The organism is Staphylococcus sp. 11-B-312 (assembly GCF_016743055.1).
GTDB lineage: Bacteria > Bacillota > Bacilli > Staphylococcales > Staphylococcaceae > Staphylococcus > Staphylococcus ureilyticus.
Genome location: NZ_CP068241.1, coordinates 398,530 through 419,118, shown reverse-complemented (window position 1 = coordinate 419,118; position 20,589 = coordinate 398,530). Strand labels below are relative to the sequence as shown.

The 20,589-nt window shown below is 33.6% G+C and carries 24 protein-coding genes; 12 read left to right on the top strand and 12 right to left on the bottom strand.

Translation table 11 applies throughout. From position 1 onward, the window contains the following. Positions 1-4: 4 nt before the first annotated feature. A complete protein-coding gene (locus tag JG554_RS01780; RefSeq protein WP_103161494.1) occupies positions 5-574 on the top strand; it encodes a TetR/AcrR family transcriptional regulator in 570 nt (189 codons plus the stop codon). A 124-nt stretch (positions 575-698) separates the two neighbouring features. On the opposite strand, the gene JG554_RS01775 is transcribed toward JG554_RS01780, so the two are convergent. Then, the gene (locus JG554_RS01775) at positions 699-1,466 is read right to left on the bottom strand and encodes a trypsin-like serine peptidase (RefSeq protein ID WP_080937841.1); all 768 of its coding nucleotides are present in this window, start codon (positions 1,464-1,466) and stop codon (positions 699-701) included. A gap of 303 nt (positions 1,467-1,769) precedes the next feature. Here JG554_RS01775 and JG554_RS01770 point away from each other — a divergent pair, with 303 nt between their 5' ends. Continuing rightward, positions 1,770-2,741 (top strand): LLM class oxidoreductase, encoded by a 972-nt coding sequence (locus JG554_RS01770; RefSeq protein WP_046206708.1) that lies wholly within the window; start codon positions 1,770-1,772, stop codon positions 2,739-2,741. Further along, positions 2,725-2,958: a DUF896 domain-containing protein gene (locus tag JG554_RS01765; protein ID WP_046206707.1), complete on the top strand. Its 234-nt coding sequence runs from the start codon at positions 2,725-2,727 to the stop codon at positions 2,956-2,958. Before JG554_RS01770 ends, JG554_RS01765 begins: the two co-directional genes overlap by 17 nt. A gap of 215 nt (positions 2,959-3,173) precedes the next feature. On the opposite strand, the gene JG554_RS01760 is transcribed toward JG554_RS01765, so the two are convergent. Then, positions 3,174-4,031: a fructosamine kinase family protein gene (locus JG554_RS01760; RefSeq protein WP_046206706.1), complete on the bottom strand. Its 858-nt coding sequence runs from the start codon at positions 4,029-4,031 to the stop codon at positions 3,174-3,176. A gap of 205 nt (positions 4,032-4,236) precedes the next feature. Between JG554_RS01760 and JG554_RS01755 the strand changes: the two genes are divergently transcribed. Together JG554_RS01755 and JG554_RS01750 are read left to right on the top strand one after the other, a co-directional pair. Further along, a complete protein-coding gene (locus JG554_RS01755) occupies positions 4,237-5,301 on the top strand; it encodes a quinone-dependent dihydroorotate dehydrogenase (RefSeq protein WP_064209220.1) in 1,065 nt (354 codons plus the stop codon). Positions 5,302-5,407: 106 nt separating this feature from the next. Then, a complete protein-coding gene (locus JG554_RS01750) occupies positions 5,408-5,830 on the top strand; it encodes a universal stress protein (RefSeq protein ID WP_070037261.1) in 423 nt (140 codons plus the stop codon). Positions 5,831-5,919: 89 nt separating this feature from the next. Here the strand turns inward: JG554_RS01750 and JG554_RS01745 are convergent, their stop codons facing one another. From JG554_RS01745 to yut, 10 genes are all read right to left on the bottom strand, one after another. Further along, positions 5,920-6,741, bottom strand: a complete 822-nt coding sequence (locus JG554_RS01745) for a Cof-type HAD-IIB family hydrolase (protein ID WP_070037258.1) — start codon at positions 6,739-6,741, stop codon at positions 5,920-5,922. Between the two features lie 58 nt (positions 6,742-6,799). After that, positions 6,800-7,180, bottom strand: coding sequence for a VOC family protein (locus JG554_RS01740; protein WP_064209218.1), 381 nt, complete (start codon positions 7,178-7,180; stop codon positions 6,800-6,802). Positions 7,181-7,319: 139 nt separating this feature from the next. After that, entirely contained in the window at positions 7,320-7,733 is a 414-nt protein-coding gene (locus JG554_RS01735; RefSeq protein WP_064209217.1) for a MarR family winged helix-turn-helix transcriptional regulator, read from the bottom strand. A gap of 495 nt (positions 7,734-8,228) precedes the next feature. Then, a complete protein-coding gene (locus JG554_RS01730; RefSeq protein WP_046206700.1) occupies positions 8,229-9,143 on the bottom strand; it encodes an ABC transporter substrate-binding protein in 915 nt (304 codons plus the stop codon). A gap of 119 nt (positions 9,144-9,262) precedes the next feature. Then, positions 9,263-9,955 carry an ABC transporter ATP-binding protein gene (locus JG554_RS01725; RefSeq protein WP_046206699.1) on the bottom strand — a complete coding sequence of 231 codons (693 nt, stop codon included), beginning with the start codon at positions 9,953-9,955 and terminating at the stop codon, positions 9,263-9,265. Then, on the bottom strand, positions 9,948-10,733 hold the full coding sequence (locus JG554_RS01720; protein WP_070037255.1) for an ATP-binding cassette domain-containing protein: 786 nt from the start codon (positions 10,731-10,733) through the stop codon (positions 9,948-9,950). The genes JG554_RS01725 and JG554_RS01720 overlap by 8 nt, the downstream gene beginning before the upstream one ends. After that, positions 10,726-11,547 (bottom strand): nickel transporter permease, encoded by an 822-nt coding sequence (nikC, locus tag JG554_RS01715; protein ID WP_046206697.1) that lies wholly within the window; start codon positions 11,545-11,547, stop codon positions 10,726-10,728. The genes JG554_RS01720 and nikC overlap by 8 nt, the downstream gene beginning before the upstream one ends. Continuing rightward, positions 11,544-12,524: a nickel ABC transporter permease gene (nikB, locus tag JG554_RS01710; RefSeq protein ID WP_070037252.1), complete on the bottom strand. Its 981-nt coding sequence runs from the start codon at positions 12,522-12,524 to the stop codon at positions 11,544-11,546. Before nikB ends, nikC begins: the two co-directional genes overlap by 4 nt. Continuing rightward, a complete protein-coding gene (gene nikA, locus JG554_RS01705; protein ID WP_070037249.1) occupies positions 12,521-13,999 on the bottom strand; it encodes a nickel ABC transporter substrate-binding protein in 1,479 nt (492 codons plus the stop codon). The genes nikB and nikA overlap by 4 nt, the downstream gene beginning before the upstream one ends. 114 nt (positions 14,000-14,113) lie before the next feature. After that, positions 14,114-15,013, bottom strand: coding sequence for an urea transporter (gene yut, locus JG554_RS01700; protein WP_064209211.1), 900 nt, complete (start codon positions 15,011-15,013; stop codon positions 14,114-14,116). 211 nt (positions 15,014-15,224) lie between these two features. Between yut and JG554_RS01695 the strand changes: the two genes are divergently transcribed. From JG554_RS01695 to JG554_RS01665, 7 genes are read left to right on the top strand one after another with little or no spacing between them, the layout of a single operon-like run. Beyond that, a complete protein-coding gene (locus JG554_RS01695; protein WP_046206693.1) occupies positions 15,225-15,527 on the top strand; it encodes an urease subunit gamma in 303 nt (100 codons plus the stop codon). A 13-nt stretch (positions 15,528-15,540) separates the two neighbouring features. Next, entirely contained in the window at positions 15,541-15,954 is a 414-nt protein-coding gene (locus JG554_RS01690; protein WP_046206692.1) for an urease subunit beta, read from the top strand. Then, positions 15,951-17,666, top strand: a complete 1,716-nt coding sequence (gene ureC, locus JG554_RS01685) for an urease subunit alpha (protein WP_064209210.1) — start codon at positions 15,951-15,953, stop codon at positions 17,664-17,666. The genes JG554_RS01690 and ureC overlap by 4 nt, the downstream gene beginning before the upstream one ends. A gap of 11 nt (positions 17,667-17,677) precedes the next feature. Beyond that, complete coding sequence (ureE, locus tag JG554_RS01680; protein ID WP_064209209.1) at positions 17,678-18,130, top strand: urease accessory protein UreE; 453 nt, start codon at positions 17,678-17,680, stop codon at positions 18,128-18,130. Then, positions 18,123-18,812, top strand: coding sequence for an urease accessory protein UreF (locus tag JG554_RS01675; protein WP_046206689.1), 690 nt, complete (start codon positions 18,123-18,125; stop codon positions 18,810-18,812). Before ureE ends, JG554_RS01675 begins: the two co-directional genes overlap by 8 nt. Before the next feature lie 13 nt (positions 18,813-18,825). Further along, on the top strand, positions 18,826-19,440 hold the full coding sequence (gene ureG, locus JG554_RS01670; protein ID WP_046206688.1) for an urease accessory protein UreG: 615 nt from the start codon (positions 18,826-18,828) through the stop codon (positions 19,438-19,440). After that, positions 19,440-20,282: an urease accessory protein UreD gene (locus tag JG554_RS01665; protein ID WP_046206687.1), complete on the top strand. Its 843-nt coding sequence runs from the start codon at positions 19,440-19,442 to the stop codon at positions 20,280-20,282. The genes ureG and JG554_RS01665 overlap by 1 nt, the downstream gene beginning before the upstream one ends. The last annotated feature ends 307 nt before the right edge of the window (positions 20,283-20,589 follow it).

Here is a 20,589-nt window from a genome sequence, read left to right as displayed (position 1 = left end):
TCAATTGAATCATACTCATATAGATCCCCGTATTATAAGAACAAAGAAATTATTAATGGATGCTTTTCGTGAAATTGCAAAAGAAAAAAAGTTAGTATCGATTACAGTTAAAGATATCACCGAACGTGCTACTGTCAATCGCGCTACTTTTTATGCTCATTTTTACGATAAATATGACATTATGGATTATACATTGTCTGAAACAATCTTAAAAAATTTAAATCAATCACTCAGTATGGTTGCAGAATTAAATGAAAATGCATTGTGTCAATGTTTTATTACAATCACTAGCTATATTCAAGATACGCACGAAGAGTGCCGTCTAAACAGTGAAGCATATGGTGAAATTGTCGAAAAAAGAATTAAAGAAGAATTAGAAGATATTTTTTTAAAATTAATGTCTGATGAGCACAAAGATATAGATAGAGAAACGCTTGCTACAAGTGCACGTTTTCTTTCATGGGGGTTATACGGCATTGCCAAACATTGGTTTCATTCAAGTAAATTGCCTGCTGAAACGTATATCAACAAGTCATTACCCTTCATTACATCACAACTTTCAAAACAAAAATAATTCACATACAATGAGTTTAGACAATGAAAATAGTTGTTCTGTAAACATTCACCCCCTCGTTAAACCATCAGTTATCATAACTTTATTTCACGAGGGGGATAATATATTTGAGTACAACAATTGTTTAAACATTGTGTTTCTTGATAAATTCTAATACTTCACCTGTTATCGCCACTGCATTATTGCTTTCTCCTTCCACTCCCCCGTAATGTAGGCCGATTAGTTCATTATTATCATTAAAGACAGGTGAGCCTGAATTCCCACCAAATGTGCTAGCACTATACGTCAATATGTTATCATTATTACTTTTGACTTTACCGGAACTTTCCCACATCGTTGCTAAGGGTTTGTCACCTGGATAACCAGTAACTGTTATTGGCTCATTGCTCGACACAGTGGTAGATTCTCCAATAGTGGCAGGTGTCACAACATCACCAACCGATTGTCCTTCACTGTTTTTATTAAAATGAATAACTACTAAGTCAGCATCACCAGGATATGCTATCACTTCTTTTGCCTTAAAAGTACCGTACGGAAAACTATTTTCATTTTCAGCAGCGGGCGCAAACGACAGATTTGCATTATTGTTATCCGCTACATGTTTATTCGTCAGCACTGTATTTTTACCAATAACCACACCGGTAGCAATCATTTCTCCTTTTTCTATGTAGCCAATTGATTGGTAATGACTCGTTCGAGTATTTTTAATTTGATGTCTATTTTCACCTGGTAGCATTACCCTTGGCGTGGCAGTACCTATTTGGTTGTGTTCATTACTCTGTTGTGAATCTGGCAAAGTTCCATTTTGCGTTTGTGCTTGCGTCTCATCATTGATAGCGCTTGATAAAAATAATAGAACACCTATAACGATGCTAACTAAAATATTTTTCAACAAAAGTACCTCCTATTTAAAAGATATTACTTTTTAAATTTACAGAATTTTAAGATTTTAATCAATAATCATTAATGTTTCATTATGATTTTATAAATCGTTAATATTCATTCACAAATTCAACAATTATTGAGACATTAACTAAATAACTTAAACAACATATTGCTCACGTTGTTGTTTACACAATGAATCTATAAACATGTTGTTTGCATTATAATAAGTCGTGACATATAATCAATCTAAACAACAGATGTTTCTTAGTTTACAATCGTTGTTTAATATGATTGAAGAGGAGGGATAGACGTGACAACAATTCAAACACACAATGGTTTCAAACGAACTTTTCAACAGGAACATTTAACCTTAGGATTAATGTTACCCTTTGACGATTCTGAAAATATCGCATTGCCGTTTGATCAACAAATAGCATTAGTTCAATATGCTGAAAGACTTGGATTCACAAGCTTATTTGTGCGAGATAGTCCTTTATATAGTCCGCATCTTGGTAATGTAACGACAAACTACGATCCGTTTGTATTTTTAACTTTTATCGCTGCCAACACATCCAAAATCGCTCTCGGAACATCTAGTATTGTTGCAACATTACGTCATCCTGTGCATATAGCTAAAGCATCTGCTTCTCTTGATTTAATATCAAACGAGCGATTATTATTAGGGATTGCTACTGGAGATCGGCAATTTGAATTTCCAACTTTTAAAATCAATCCGAATGAGCTAAGTCAACATTTTCAATCAGCTGTATCATCTTTAAAAGAACTATGGCAATCATCATCACCACAAACGTCAAATCATTTATTTGAACTGTATGAAGATTCTGGTCTACAAGTATTACCAAAGCATAAGCATATTCCAATTTTCGCAACAGGATACGCCAAACAGCATATAGATTGGTTAAAAACGCATTTGGATGGGTGGCTATTTTATCCTCAACCATTCCAACAACAAAAGGCATTATTACAGCAATGGCATCAAAATGAAACATTCAAACCATTTATGCATCCTTTAGTCATTGATTTATCAGCGAATCCAAATGAACTTGTAAAACCAGTTAAAGGTGGTTATCGCTTAGGAAGAAACACTTTGTTAAACATCCTAAAAGCGTACGAACGCATCGGAACCAATCATATCATGTTGCAGTTTATAACCAACGACAGAACTTATAAAGATATATTAACAGAGGTCGGCAATGAAATAATCCCACACTTTCCACCTCGACATTTACAGGAGGACAAAATTTATGAAACTACTAGATAGAATTAACCAATTAGCAAATAAAGAAAAAGTACAGCCTTTGACTGTAGAAGAAAAACAAGAACAGCAAGTATTAAGACAAGAATATCTTCAAATGATTCGTGGCCAAGTCGTTAACACATTTTCTACTTTAAAAGTTGTGGATCCTTTAGGTGAAGATGTTACGCCTGATAAAGTTTATAAATTGCGTGAAGAAATGGGCACGCTAAATTTAGATTAATAAGAAACCCGTCAAGCAGCAAATGCTTAACGGGTTTTCTTTATATCAATTAGATTGAAATATACTAATGATTCAGTTCATCATATTTAATTTTATACTAATCTCATCATTCTAAATGGCTATTACCGTCTATTTCATTTTTAAAAATTGTATATTCATCGTGAATACAATGTGCCACATCACTTTATAACAATAGAAAATCATCTTTATCATGTTTAACCATTTAATATGTTTTCCATGGAGCGATCTACACTGCCTGCATACATACTTCCAAATTTTAATAAATGCACCATTAATAAATATAAACGATAAAATTCTAATCGCTGATTCGCACCTTTACTTAAAGGATAATGCTTATTATAAGCATCATAAAAAGCTTGAGTAAAACCACCGAACACAGTGGTTATACCTAAATCAAACTCTCTATCACCATATAGTGGCGCCGGATCAAACAATGCAGGTTGTCCATTTTCTAAGAACATATAGTTACCACCCCATAAATCACCGTGCAATAATGATGGTTTACTCGTATGATTCCTTAATGAACTTACAATTTTTTCTCTCACTTTATGATAAGTTTGTACATCATCCTCTATCCATAGACCTTGATTTACCAATCTATCTTTTAAATGATCTAAACGTCGTTCAACAAATATAGTCATCCAACTGTCTGACCAATTATTATTAAACGATACATCACCACCTTCATATGGTAAATCAAAGCCAAACTTACCATCTGGCTGCTGTTGTTGATGCATTTTAGCCACCAAGGATCCAAGCTCGGCTTGGCTTCCTTGTGTTCCTTCATTTAAAAAGCTTAGCAACAGATAGGCATCACCATCGATTTCACCACTATCAATAACGATTGGCGCAGTGATGCCAGATTTCTCAAACAAATTGAGCCCAGCGACTTCTGCAGCAAAAAAATCTTTACTTCTCTGACGCTGTACTAATAAAAAATATGGTGATTGAGATGTTTCTACTCTATATGCTTCGTTAACGTCTCCACCACTTACTGGTACGATAGACCGTATGTTGTCTAATGGTAATTGTGATTGCCATTGTGTTTTCATAATATTATCCCTCCATCATTCCATCACACAATTATACTATTACCGTTTAATATAAAATTTAATCAAAATCAATGTCTTCCCCGATAATTTGAAGGTTGTATTAACATTACTTATTTACACTAGGCATATGAATGCTAAAATGCTAGTCTATTAAAGACAAATCATTTCATCTACTACTAATTTAAACAAATGGAGCGATGACAACATGTACAAGTTAATTAAACCTATATTATTTCAATTAGACCCTGAAAAGGCACATGGCATGACGATAAATGCTCTTAAAATCCCACAAAAGCATACTAAATTGTTGCCGATACTTGAAAAATTATTTCATTATCAACATCCGATATTATCGCAAAATATGAAAGGGATACATTTTGAAAATCCAATTGGATTAGCTGCAGGATTTGATAAATCTTGTGAAGTTCCTAAAGCATTAGATAAAGTAGGTTTTGGTGCTTTAGAATTAGGTGGAATAACACCTAAACCACAACCTGGCAATGCTAAACCACGCATGTATCGTTTAGTAGAGGACCATGCTCTGATCAATCGTATGGGATTCAACAATTTAGGTATGAACAAAGCATTGAGCAACTTAAGAAAATTTAGTTACCATACACCTATTGGTATAAATGTAGGTGTAAATAAAACAACACCATATGAATCACGTTATCAAGATTATATAAAAGTCATCGACACATTTAAAAATGACGTTACATTTTTCACTGTTAATATCAGTTCGCCTAACACGGAAAACTTGCAAAGTTTTCATGATAAAAATGAATTTTCTCAATTATGTTCTGCTATACAAAATTACAAAATCCAGCATGAACTAGATGTACCTATTTTTATTAAATTAACATCTGATCTTAGTCCAGAAGGTTTATCACAAATGCTTAAACCTATCACACAAACGTTTGATGGCATCATTTTAGCTAACACTACGCAAAAACGCGAACAGTTACACTCCATTAATCAAAAAGAAACTGGTGGGTTAAGTGGTAAACCTTTATTCGAACGTAATTTAAAACTTATTGCACAAGCATATAGGGAAACGCAGGGGCAGTTTTTGATCATTGGTACGGGCGGTATTTTCACAGTGAATGATGTCATCAAAATGTTACGTCATGGTGCATCATTGGTGCAAATTTATAGTTCTCTCGTATTTGAAGGCCCCGGATTAACTAAAAAGATGAACAAACAACTCGTACAATATTTGCAAAACAATGGATACAATCATGTCAGTGATATCATAGGATTAGATGTGTAAAATATTTTAGTTTTTCTAATCGAATTATTTATTGTAAAATATTAATAGTGAAATTATGATAATTTTTTATTATATAGGGTAAATAATTACTGAAGGAGGCGCTAAAATGTATAAAAATATATTATTAGCATATGACTTTGATAATTCTTTTAATAATGTTCCTCAAGAATTACAAAATTTAACTACTGGTGTTGATAATGCAAAAATCACTATTTTCAACGTGATACCTGAAGGTGATTTACAAACCTCAGTTCGCTATGATGGCAAACATTTTGAAGAATTAGCTGAAGAAAAAGGCAAAGAGATATCACCTTTTGTAGAAAAACTAGAATCACTCGGCTTAAAAATCCAAGTGAAGTTTCGTTCTGGCTACATTAAACAAGAAATATTAAATGAAATCGAAGAAAACAACTATGATATCGTCGTTATGAGTAATAAACGTGCCAAACCAGACATAAAAAATGTACTAGGTAATGTTACTCATAAAATCGCTAATAGCGCAAATATTCCTGTACTTATTATAAAATAATGTTACACCATTAATAAAACTCATTATTCTGTTAACAAATCTCTTGTAAGGATATGTCGTAATGGAATAATGAGTTTTTTGTCGTTGCTTTAGTTTGTCATATTGTTAGCTTGTTTTAAATATCGTTCAATGACTTGCAACACACCTGATTCATCATTAGATGGTGCTTTGTAATTTGCGACTTCAGCCACTTCTGGACTACATTCAGCCATTGCATAACTATTTGGCGTCATAGCTAACATTTCTATATCATTATTTGCATCTCCAAAAGCCATCAATTCATGAGGTTGAATCTTCCATTTATCTAAAAGTGTTTTAATCGCCACACCTTTATTCACTTTAGGTAATATTAAATCTAGACTATCATTTCCACTCGTTACTGGCTTTATTTCTTCTCCGTATTGTTCAGTCAAGCCTCTCATCACTTCATCTAAAAATTGTGGGTCTTTAATTCTAAGCGCAATTTTAACAAATTTATCTTGATTAATTGTGTTAAAGTCTGTAACTTTTGTTATATTAAAATAATATTTATATAAAAATGATAAAAAGTCGTTACTCACACTTTCTAATACATAAGCCGTTTTAACTCCACTTAACACAATATCTTCAATATGATAATGATTAATGATCAAATTCAAAACGTCAAAAACCAATTGTTGATCAAAATATTCAGCCGCTTCTAACTTGTTATTTTGATACGTCACTGCACCATTTTCGGCTATATATGCTATCTGCTGATCTTTGTCAGGAAAAAACGAACGCAATTGCGCATATTGGTTTCCACTAGCAATGATAAATTTCATATCCCTGTCCATCATGCTCTTAAAAATTTTATTGAAATAAGCTTCATCAAAGGTATTATCAGATTTAAAAAAAGTACCATCTTTATCTACCGCTATTGCTTTTATCAAATGTTACACCTTCCATTCCTGTACAAATCATTCAAAGATGAGATTGTCTTGTAAGTCATTACATTACAATAACATTGAACAAATGGCCATCTATATCACTAAATAACGCCCCATAATACCCTTCATGTTCTGTGCCTGTTTCGAGTACTTTTCCACCTGCCTGTTCAACCAATGAAACCAACGTATCAACTTCAGGTTTTGTTGAAACTGAAAGTGATACTAATGCTTCATTACTACCTATAGATGAAAGTCTAGAAACATTTTCAAATTGTTCTTTTTCTATCAGCATAATGATTTGGCCATCTTTCGTTTGAATACCTCGCATTTTATTCATCATGTCTTTATGTTTTTTGATTGTAAACCCAATCGTATCATAAAATTTTTCACTTGCTTCCAAATCTTGTACTGGTAAATTGAGCCATGCAGCGTTAATTTCCATCAGCATTCTCTCCCTTTTCAAATTTTTCAATGTATTACACACTTATAGTAAAACATAAAATACATTAGAACGCATGACTTAATCATTTTTACATTTCAATAGCGTAAAGTTTTAAAATTTTTATTTCATACGACAAACATTAATCACTATCATCCATTTTTGCTAGTGTTCTAATACTCTTTAAATTCACTTGCTTTAATAATTGGTCGTAAGTATGAAGTGCTTTTTGGGTTACTTTTTCTCCATTACTAGTTAAGTAAATATACATGGCTCGTTGATCTTCTACACACTCTTGTCTATATACAAGCGCAGTCTCTGTATTTTCCATCCTTACAATAAGTCTAGACATCGCACTTTGACTTAAATCAACCACTTTTATCAAATCATTGATCTTGTATTTTTTATTTTTTGACTTATAAATTTCATATAATACATAAAACTCTTTAATACTTAGATGGTATTGTTCTTTCAATTTCCTCTCGATCATCGCTTCAATATAATGTATATATTTCGTCATTTTAATCCAGTTATCCACTTTTTGTTCTTTTTTCATGATATATCTCCCCACTAACCATACATTTGAAAGTTTCTTTAGTTCATTAATTAATTTTTAAATGATGTTGTACAAAAAATATTAATTCTAGCTTCTGGGTTTTGTCTAACACTACCTATATAAATACTTGGCTTCAACAATAAATTTGGCAATCTATATCATTCAATATACTCAACATTTTAGCATTTTCTTTCTAGTTTAAAGGATAAAAATATCGAGTTAAAGACTAGATACTCACAACCCTTACTATATACAGCTAATCATTTTGTTATTTTCTAAACCATTTGCCTACATTCATTTTAAAACATTTTAAAAATTATATATGCTTTCATCAACCCTATATAATTAGGACATTATTTATCATTGAGCATAATACAAAAACCATTTTAGTGTACTAACAACAACTACTAATAAAATAAGTTCAATTCTATTAGTGTTTAAACTGTTAATAGTAACTAAAATGGTTTTAATTTATAAAATTAATCCGGTTTATATTTATTGCTTTTTCAATAATTGATCTTTCAAATCTTTACGTTCATATTCTAAAGAGTAAGGATCATTTAGCCAATAAATACCCTCGTCTACTTTAATTGTATGTCCATTTTTGACAGCCTCGGTACTTTTCCATAGATCTTTATTTTCAAAAGATAATTTAGTTCCTTTAGCGACAGGTGTAACCACGTAATCACCCGCCATATCTGGAATTTCCTCTTCAGAGATATCAGCTAAATCATTTTTCTTAGTAGCTTTTTCAACATTCTCTGGCATTTTTAAGCCAAATGCATCATACAACACTTCACTACCATGACCGTATGTCTTACCGAGTGCATACACTTTTTTATCAAAATCTTTAATAATTGAAACTGTTGTGTTTTCACCAATAGCTTCTTTTATTGTTTTACCATCATTTTTTGTTTTTTTATCCCACTTATCAATCCATGCATTCGCTTGTTTTTCCTTACCTATAATTTTCCCTAATTCTTGGTGTTGCTCTTTGTAATCATGTTTCAAATAATCAAAAGCAATTGTAGGAGCAACTTTATTTAATTTTTTTAAATTTTTATCTGTATTGTAAGTAATAATTAAATCTGGTTTTAATTTTGCGACACTTTCCACATTCTCTGCATCTACTTTTTTGACATCTTTAAATTTATCTTTTAACACTTTGCTATCATTCACGATGTTAGCTACACCTACTATGTTCCCATCAAGTTGTTTTAAGCCACCTGCATAAGTAGCCCCCAGTACGACAATGCGTTTAGGTTTTTTAGGAATTTTCACTTTATCCCCTGAATCTTGAACATACGTCTTTGTTTCTTTCTTACTTTTGGATGATTCATTATTTGATTGATTACCACATGCTGCTAATACCAAAATAAGTGCAAGTAATGGTAATAATAATTTTTTCATTTCTAAATATCCCCTTTTCATATAATTACAATTTAAACTGAGCTTAATTATATATTATACTTCATTTATATTGAGCAAACCACAAAAATTTGTTGATTGTACTTTAATTATTGCCCAGCTTAATATAGAGAAAGTAGCGCTTTCGTATAATGATGGCGATCTTCAGAAAATAAATTAGTAATCATAAAATCATCGACAATTTCTCCATCTTTCATAACAACAATACGCTCAACAAATTGATTTAAAAATGCGATATCATGAGAAATCATAATGATGCCGTTGTTTGTTTGATCACAGTAATCTTTCAAAACTTTTATCATTCTTTGTTCAGCGATGACATCTAAGCTCGCTGTTATTTCATCACAGATTAACATATCAGGTTCTAGCATTAACGTGCGTATGGTGTTAAATCGTTGTAACTGACCACCACTTAACTCGTCTGGAAATTTTTGTAATAATGCTTCTTCTAACTGCATGTATGACATTAAATATTTTAGGTTTGAGCGAATATCTGATGTTGATTGTGAACCTTTGTAATATCGTAATGGCTCTTCAAGCGCGGTTTGTATTTTGAATTTGGGATTAAAGCTGTCATATGCATGTTGGAATATTGGAAGCATACTTAATCCTTGTGTTGAATAATAACCTTGGTAATCAGTTAATAATCCTAGCATGATATGAGCCAAGGTCGTCTTACCAGAACCGCTTTCACCAACAATACCTAGTTTTTCATTTGGAGATATAGTTAAGTTAATATTTTTTAAAATGGGCGCATTTTTATAAGCAAAGTTAACCTGTTTCAACTTAATCATTTATGCCATCCTTCCTTAACTGACTACGCGCATCAAATAATTTAAGACTATATGGTTTTACATTCCCCTCTTTAAATGCTTGTACATGGTTAAAGTCTATGACCTTACCATGTTGAATAACACTAATCCAGTCACTAAAATCGAGCACATGAGATAGATTATGTGTAATCATCAATAAAGTCACCTTATGGACTTCCGCTAAGTGCTTGATTAAATGCATCACATTATAGCCAGTGATTGCATCTAATGATGCTGTAGGTTCATCAGCGATAATAACACTTGGCTTTAACATTAAAACACTGGCGATTTGCACCCTTGCAAGTTGACCTCCTGACAAGTTAAATCTATAACGCGGCATCACTGTTTCTGGATCTAAATCCACCCATTTAAGTGCTTGTTTTACAAACTTTTTAGCCGTTGTTTTGTCTACCTTATAATGCATTTTATAAATCGCAAGTAATTGCTTACCTAATTTTGTATGATCATTAAAACTATGTGTATAATCCTGAGATATAAATCCAATTTCTTTTCCTAGTAAATTACGCACACCTGTGATGGATTGCCCTTTGTAAACTAGTGAATCAAAATGTGTGGTTAGCATATTAGGAACTTGTTGCACAAGTGCTTTTGCAGTTAAACTTTTTCCAGAACCGCTTTCACCCACCAAAACATTCACTTTACTTTTTCGTAATGCTAAATCAAGTTGATCTACAAGTCTTTGTCCGCTGTTATCTGTGATGGTTAAGTTCGCTATTGCTAAAAGGTTACTATTAGCCATCTACATCACGCTTTCTTTTTAAAAGTTTATCTCTCAATGCATCACCAGTTAAATTAAACAATAAAATAGTTAATGTGATTAGAAATGCTGGTACAATCAATAGTAAAGGATATGAACTGATATAATCTCTACCTGCATTTAACATTGCCCCCCACTCTGGTGAAGGTGGCTGTGCACCTAAACCTAGAAATGAGAGTGAAGAAATATAAAGTATAATCTTCCCAAAGTCTACGGTCATTAAAACAATCACAGATGGCATCACTTGTGGGAAAAAATGTTTAATAATAATACGATGTGTTGGTACATTAAATAGTTTAGCCATTTGAATATATGGTTTCCCTATTTCACTACTTACAATCGAACGTGTCAGTCGCGTGTATGTCATCCATTTTATAATCGTAATTGCTATCACTAAATTCCAAATACTAGGTTTAAAGAAACTTGCCATAGCAATCATTAACACAAACTCTGGAATACTTAATCCTATGTCAATAACACGCATAATTACAGTATCAACAAAGCCTTTTTTATAACCTGCTAAAAGCCCCAATGGTACACCGATTATTACAGTAATTAACAATGTGATTAAACTGATGATTAATGTATATCTAGCACCTATGATTACTCTTGCTAGTAAATCGCGACCATAATCATCTGTACCTAGCCAATGTGAACTACTAGGAAGCTCTAGTGTATGATTCAAATGTACCTCCAAAGCACTATCTGTTGAAATAAAAAATTGAGCAATGATGAGCAACAATACGTATATACCAAACACGTAAAAGATAAAACTGCTTTTATTCATGTCTTTCATTCCATATCACCATCCTGACCGTGGCGTTTTAATGTATCATTGATTTTATTAAAACGACGTTTAGGATCGATCCATAAAAGTAACAAATCACTAATCGTATTGGCTAACACCACAAAGCATCCAATCATGATAACGGCACCTTGTACTACCGGATAGTCCCTCGCTCTAATACTATCCACAAGAAAGTGACCTAGGCCCGGTATACCAAATAAATTTTCAATCACTACCGTACCACCAATTAAACTCCCAACAGACATTCCTAATACAGTAATCACGGGAATAATAGCTGGCTTAAATAAATCTTTCCATAATATATATTGTTCTGACATCCCTCTTAATCTAGCCGCTTCAACTTCTTTAGATTGATACAATTCAACTAAAGTCGAACGCATCAATCTTACATAATATGCACTCATTCCAACACTCAATGCAATGACAGGTAATATATAACCAGCAATGGAATCTAAACCTGATGAAGGAAGTATATTTAATCGTTGTGCAAATATATAAATTAATATCGTTCCTAAAAAGAAGGAAGGCACACTTACTGTAAATGAAGTCAGTATTCTTATCCATGTATCTACCCAAGTATGATAACGCTTAGCTGCTAACATACCCAAAGGAATGGCAACTAGAAATACGATAACTATCGTTAATATTGCAATCGTTAAGGTTGGAGGTGTATAGAAAATCAATTCCTTAATCACAGGTTCACCAGTTTGATAACTGGTACCAAAGTTCAATTGTATTATTTGACCTAACCATTGAAAATATTGCATTATCGGGGATTGATTAAGCCCTAATCGCTCTTTCGTAGCTTCAATTTGATCACTCGAAACATTCGCTACATCTAAGTGCAAAACCTTGTCAACTGGGTCTCCGGGTGTAAGTTTCATTAATATAAAAGTAATAGTAGAAAGGACAAACAATACAATGATCATTTGTCCAATTCTAGAAAGTATCTGTTTTAATATCATTCTTTTTTATCAACCTTATAATCAATAAGGTAAATACCTTCTGGTGTTGAAGTTAAATTTTCTACATCCTTATTCATTCCAACAATATTGTCATTGTAAGAAATATAACTGTTTGCGATGTCATCATTTGTAATATCAATGATTTGATTGGTAATGCGATTTCGTTCTTCTTTATCCACTGTTTTATTTAACTCATCTATTAATGCTGCGACCTTATGATTATCATAACCCCCTGCATTAATTGCACCTTTTGGTTTATAAGCTTGGTTAAAGAAATAACCTGTATCTCCTCTAGGGATTGTACCGAAGCTGTAAAGTGAGGCGTCCCATTGTTCTTTATCTTTTAAATACCCCTGTATGTCATCCACATTGCGTAATTTGATATCAATATTTGCCTTTTTAGCATCTGACTGAATCACTTGTGCAATTTTAGGTAATTCGGGACGACCATTATACGTAGATATCGTCAGCTTTAATGGGTGTGCTTCACTGTATCCAGCATCTTTCATTATTTTCTTAGCTTGCGCAATATCTTGTTTTTGCACATCTTTATTTTCTATAAAGTCGAGTTTATTGTTGAACGGTCCAGTTGCTGGTGTTGCATAACCTTTTGAAACATTATCTGTAATACGCTTGCGATCAATGACTTTATCTAAGGCTTCACGAACCTGCTTTGTCATTTTGTCACTCGTGTGATTATATAATAATAATCCAGTTCTAAAACCAGAGACAGATGAAATTTTTGTCTTATCACTCTCTTTTAATGATTTAACTTTTTCAACTGGTACATCTGTAATAACATCTGCTTTTCCAGAATCTAAATCACTCGTGCGGGCATTGCCGTCTTCTTGATATGTAACATTGACGTGGTCTAGTTTAGGTTTGCCTTGCCAATAATCTTTATTTCGGTCCAATTGAATTTTCTGTGATTGTTTATAATCTTTGATTTGATATGGACCAGTGCCTACAGGGGTTTTATTGATATCTCCTTTAGCTTTAGTATCATAAATAGCTGAGAATGGGCTAGCTAATTCTGAAATGAGCTCAGGATATGCGGATTTAGTGGTGATTTGCAACTTTTGTCCATTCACTTTGATATCTTTGATTGGTAGTGAACCTTTGACTAAATCACTTTTTTGAATACTTTCCTCCAAACTAGCTTTAACCGCTTCGCCTGTCACCTTTTTGCCGTTTTGGAATTTAATATTATCTTTTAATGTTAAATCTAATTGAGTCGGTGATGTTTGATCATAAGATTTAACTAACAACTTTTGAACTTTGCCATCAGATGTCGCTTTAAACAATGATTCTGCAGCACCTATTTTCACAGGCACATCCGTTTCATATGGTGCGATAGATGTCGTTTTTAAAGGTAACTCTACATCTAAAGTTTTGCCTTTAGACTCGCTGTTAGAGCCACTACAACCAGCCAAAATCACTGCTGCAGAAGCTAATACTGTGATGATTTTTTTCATAAATATACCTCTTTTCAACAATTTTTATTAAATAATAAACGCATAATCAAAGTTCATCCTTTTTCATTATACTTAGTTTGTACATTTAATTAAACCGCATGCCTCAGTGGTTACTTATTTTTGTACACGCATACTATTGCCTGCGAATAACATAATCCATGTAGCAATAATAAACGGTAAGGTAAATACAGGTAATCCAAATGGTGTTAGCAATGTAATCATGCCTGCATGTATAACCACTGTTAGTAAAACACCCAGTACAATACTCATATACCTTGGAATTCTAGTTTTAAATGCCACGCCTAACGCTAAAACTGTAAGAATGACATTATAACCAAATAAACCGTCATTAATCTGATCATGATTTGCACCGAGTATTGTAACTGCTGCAAAGCCAATAACATTAGCAATCATTGCGTAGCATCCTGCTTTTCTGGAAGCAATAAAAATTCCAATTAAAATGAATGTACCTGCCAAAACACTTTTCAATAAAAAAACTTCACTAAAACCTGATAAAAAGGCACTGATAAAATCGATTTGATGTCCCGAAAATGTAATTTCTTTGACTGTGTTAGGCAATATCTTTACATCTGCATTTACAAATTTGAATTGGAAAGACATCAATAAAACGACCCAGCTTACAAACACATATGGCATCGTTAACATTGGTACACCAAAAGGTTTGAAAAATTCCCTGAATGCAGATCCTAATGGCATTGTTATGACTATTGCAACTAAGACGATCAATAGGCTGTACCATTCAGGTACTAAAAATAACGTTAATGCAATTGCTGTCAATACTGGATTGAACCCTGCTAAACCACTATTAATCTCTTCCTCTGAATAATTCGTATGTTTAGCTAATAATAACGATATTAAACTAGCAATAAGTGCCATTAAACCGACTTTCCAACTACCTACAAATAGGCCTATTAAGATAAATAAACCTGTCCATGCATTGTTCAACAACAAAACCTGCGCGATATTTTTTAATAATATTTGAATCGCATTCACAATGTCACCTGATTTCTATAAAATTTACGTTATTCATCTTATATCATACAACCTATAATTAAAAGTCTTTCAAATTTTACTGAATTTGTTATTTTTGCATTTTTCACTAATGTGTAATTCTTGTAGTTAGCCTAGCAACCCTTTATTATAAAAATGTAGACACTTATACATGAGTGTTGTTTTTAACAGTTTTGGAAAGGGAGTGAAAAACGTGCATTTTACACAACGTGAGCAAGATAAATTAATGTTAGTCATTGCATCCGATTTAGCACGTAGACGTCAACAAAGAGGATTAAAATTAAACTATCCTGAAGCAGCTGCTATCATTAGTTTTGAATTATTAGAAGGCGCACGCGATGGGAAATCAGTAGCAGAGCTCATGAGTTATGGAAAACAAATATTAAGTGAAGATGATGTCATGGAAGGTGTTGCAGATATGTTAACTGATTTAGAAATTGAAGCAACATTCCCTGATGGTACAAAATTAATTACTGTCCATCATCCGATAGTCTAAAGGAGGATACTAGATGAAACCAGGTGAAATTATTGTTAAGCGTACAGAAATCGATGTTAACAAAGGGCTTCATGCCACAGTCATCACAGTAAAAAATACAGGTGATCGGCCTATACAAGTTGGTTCTCACTTTCACTTTTACGAAGTGAATCCTGCTTTAGATTTCAATCGTGATCACGCATATGGCAAACGTTTAGATATACCCGCAGGTGCTGCAGTTCGTTTTGAGCCAGGTGATGAAAAAGAAATTCAATTAGTAGAATATAAAGGGAAACGTAATATTTATGGTTTCCATGGCAAAGTAAATGGTCCAATAGACGAAACCCGTGTAGTTAAACCTGATGATTATACTAAAGACTCAGAAATTATCGATGAAGCTAATTTATCTGAAGATAATGCTAATAAAGAAAGTGGGTATAAAAAATGAGCTTTAAAATGACGCAATCTCAATATACAAGTCTTTATGGCCCAACGATTGGTGATTCAGTTAGACTCGGTGATACAAACTTATTCGCCAAAGTCGAAAAAGATTTTGCTACTTATGGTGACGAAGCTACTTTCGGTGGCGGTAAGTCCATCCGAGACGGTATGGCTCAAAACCCTAACGTAACAAGAGACGATAAAAAAGTTGCAGATTTAGTGATTACTAATGCGTTAATCTTAGATTATGACAAAGTAATCAAAGCAGATATCGGTGTGAAAAATGGTTATATTATGAAAATTGGTAAAGCAGGCAATCCGGATATTATGGATAATGTTGATATTGTTATTGGAGCAACAACTGATGTTATTGCTGCAGAAGGTAAAATCATAACTGCGGGTGCCCTTGATACACACGTTCACTTCATTAACCCAGAACAATCACTCGTTGCACTAGAAAGTGGTACAACGACATTGATTGGCGGAGGTACAGGTGCTTCTGAAGGCTCAAAAGCAACAACCGTTACACCAGGTCCTTGGTATATACATCGCATGTTAGAAGCGGCAGAACAAATTCCATTAAACGTTGGCTTTACTGGAAAAGGACAAGCCGTTAATCATACGGCTCTCGTAGAACAAATACATGCGGGTGCCATTGGCCTTAAAGTCCATGAAGACTGGGGTGCAACACCATCTGCCTTAGATCATGCTCTACAAGTCGCAGACGACTATGACATTCAAGTAGCCTTACACGCAGATACTTTAAATGAAGCCGGCTTTATGGAAGAAACAATGGCTGCAGTTAAAGACCGTGTGTTACACATGTACCATACAGAAGGCGCTGGTGGCGGGCACGCACCTGACTTGATTAAGTCAGCTTCATACTCAAATATTTTACCATCATCCACTAACCCTACCTTGCCTTACACACACAATACCATTGATGAACATTTAGACATGGTTATGATCACACACCATCTTAACGCTTCCATCCCTGAAGATGTCGCTTTTGCTGACTCACGTATTCGTAAAGAAACGATTGCTGCAGAAGACGTATTACAAGACTTAGGGGTATTTAGTATGGTTAGTTCAGACTCTCAAGCTATGGGACGTGTGGGTGAAGTAATTACACGTACATGGCAAGTGGCTCATCGCATGAAAGAACAGCGTGGCGCACTTGAAGGAGACGGTGAATATAACGATAATAATCGAATCAAACGTTATATTGCGAAGTACACAATTAATCCTGCAATCACGCACGGTATTTCAGAATATGTTGGGTCTATTGATGAAGGTAAACTCGCAGATATTGTGATGTGGGACCCAGCGTTCTTCGGTGTTAAACCTGAAGTAGTACTTAAGGGTGGTATGATTAGTACAGCAATCAACGGTGATGCTAATGGTTCTATTCCAATTTCTGAACCGCTCAAATACCGTAATATGTACGGCCAATTAGGTGGTAATATGCAAAGTACTGCCATCACTTTCGTTTCGTCTACAGCTTACGAAAATGATATTGGTAAAAGTTTAGGCTTAAAACGTAAATTAAGACCAGTTAAAAACATTCGTAATTTATCTAAAGCAGATATGAAAAATAATAACGCTACACCTAAACTAGATGTGGATCCACAAACTTATGAAGTATTTGTCGATGGCGAGAAAATAACAAGTGAACCAGCTACTGAATTGCCACTAACACAACGTTATTTCTTATTTTAGGAGGGTAAAGTATGATCATCGAAGAAATTAAAGGTAATATTGCAAATCTTACGCAAAATGAAAAAAACAAACATGTTGAAAAAGTTTACCTTGAAAATTCTGACTTAGTGAAACGTATTCAACGCGTTACAACAGATCATGGTAATGAAATTGGTATTCGTTTAAAACAGCCAATCGATTTACAATATGGTGATATTTTATATCAAGACGATACAAATATGATAATTATAGACGTCAATTCAGAAGATTTATTAGTTATCAAACCACGCACATTACAAGAAATGGGTGACATTGCACATCAATTAGGTAATCGACATTTGCCAGCACAATTCACAGAAACAGAGATGCTTGTACAATATGACTATCTTGTAGAGGATTTACTGAAAGAATTAGGCATACCCTATAGCCACGAAGATAGAAAAGTAAATCAAGCATTCAGACATATAGGTCATTCACATGATTGATCATGCACATTTGCGCCTTTTTCAATTTTGTGATTCTCAATTTCCAACAGGCGCTTTCAGTCACTCATTCGGACTTGAGACATATATCCAAAGAGATATTGTTCATGATGAAGCATCATTTAAACAATGGCTTGAATTATTCTTAAATGAACAACTTTCGTTTGCTGATGGTTTAACGATGCGTCTCGTCTATGATGCACTCAATCATCAGAACACAGAAAAAATCTTGTATTTAGATAAAATACTTTTTGTACAAAACCTACCTAAAGAAACCAGACAAGGTTCAAAACAAATGGGTAACCGCATGGTCAAATTAGCAGCAGAACTTTATGATAGTGAATGGTTAAAGTGGTATCAAACGCAAAACAAAAATAAAAATGCAAAATTGCATCCTGCGATTTGTTTTACGATGCTCGGTCACCATTTGGGTGTCGATATTGAAATGATTATCGATTACTATTTATACCAAAATGTTTCGAGTTTAACACAAAACGCCGTTCGTGCAATTCCTTTAGGACAAACTGCTGGTCAAAGAATCGTGCATGATATGATTCCCTTTATGAAAAATACGAGAAATCATATTATGACATTAGATGAATCACAACTAGGTATCACTGCACCCGGATTAGAAATCAACCAGATGGAACATGAAAACGTAAACGTAAGAATATTTATATCTTAGGAGGGCATTTAAAATGACAGAGACAGTTAAGATAGGTGTCGGTGGCCCTGTAGGTGCAGGGAAAACACAACTTATCGAAAAATTAGTAAAACAATTATCTAAAGAATTTAGTATCGGAGTCATTACTAACGATATTTATACAAAAGAAGATGAAAAGATTTTAGTTAATTCCGGTGTGTTACCTGCAGACCGCATTATCGGTGTCGAAACAGGCGGCTGCCCACATACAGCAATTCGTGAAGATGCTTCAATGAACTTTGCTGCAATCGATGAATTAAAAGAGCGCAATGACGATATCGATTTAATCTTTATCGAATCTGGCGGTGACAACCTTGCTGCGACCTTCAGCCCAGAGTTAGTCGATTTTTCTATTTATATTATCGACGTTGCCCAAGGGGAAAAAATTCCTCGTAAAGGCGGACAAGGCATGATTAAATCTGATTTCTTTGTAATTAACAAAACCGATTTAGCTCCATATGTTGGTGCTTCATTAGAACGTATGGCCGAAGATACAGAAACATTCCGAGGCAAAAGACCATTTGCATTTACTAATCTTAAAACAGATGAAGGCTTAGATAAGGTTATCGAATGGATAGATCAAGACGTCTTTCTTAAAGGTTTAGCTTAATGGCCGATGCACAACAAAAATGGACTGGCATATTAGATTTAACCATTTTTAATAATGGTAGAAAATCTGTAGCGCGTAATATCTTTTTTGAAAAAGCATTAAAAGTCATACGCCCAGTCTACTTAAACGGCTCAGATATACCTACATTTTATATTGTAAATGTAGGCGGTGGTTATTTAGATGGTGACCGTTACAAGATGGATTTTACAGCAGAAGAAAATGCACATGTGACGCTAACTTCACAAGGTGCGACAAAAATTTATAAAACATTAAATGATCATGTCGAACAATATCAAAATTTTACCATTAAAGATAATGGTTATATTGAATATGTCGGCGATCCTATAATTGCATTTGAAAACGCCAAATTTTTCCAACAAAATACGTTTAATTTAAGTGCTAGCGGTTCACTGTTCTATACAGATATACTGACACCTGGTTATTCAAAAGAAGACAAAGCCTTCACATACACATATATGCATCTGCTTAATGAAATTTATGTTGATAATGAACTCGTAACTTTTGATAATTTGTTACTTGATCCAACTAAAAATAAGGTTGATGGCCTAGGATATATGGAAGACTATACACATTTAGGCTCATGTTATTTCATACATCCTGAAGTAAATCAATCCTTTATTGATGATGTATATGATCACATCAAGCATTATCAAAAAGTATATAATTGCCGTTTTGGCATTACGCAACTGCCAACACATGGTTTCAGTATTCGAATTCTATCAAATAAAACACAAATTATTGAGCGCATTTTAAATGCAGTTCAAACGTATGTTGTACATCAAATCTTTGATAGAGAAGTCAATTTCTTAAGAAAATATTAATTTTCATTGTGCCAAATATCAAAACAACCACCTTCACGTCAAAAATAATAAGACTTACAAATTAACTTATACAAAAGAGAACTAATCCATACAAAAGATGGATTAGTTCTCTTTTTATACAACATATTGATTTTGACCGTGCCTGACTAAGGCTATCATTTATATCATCAGAGCCAGTCAGTTTCTGCTAATTTAACAATCAGAGGCTGAGACAAAGTGCTCCGTTCCAGCCTCCTCTATTGCACATCTAAAATTTTGTGTTTGAGTCAGCTATTTGTGATAGCTTATCAACACGTAATGCTTAAAT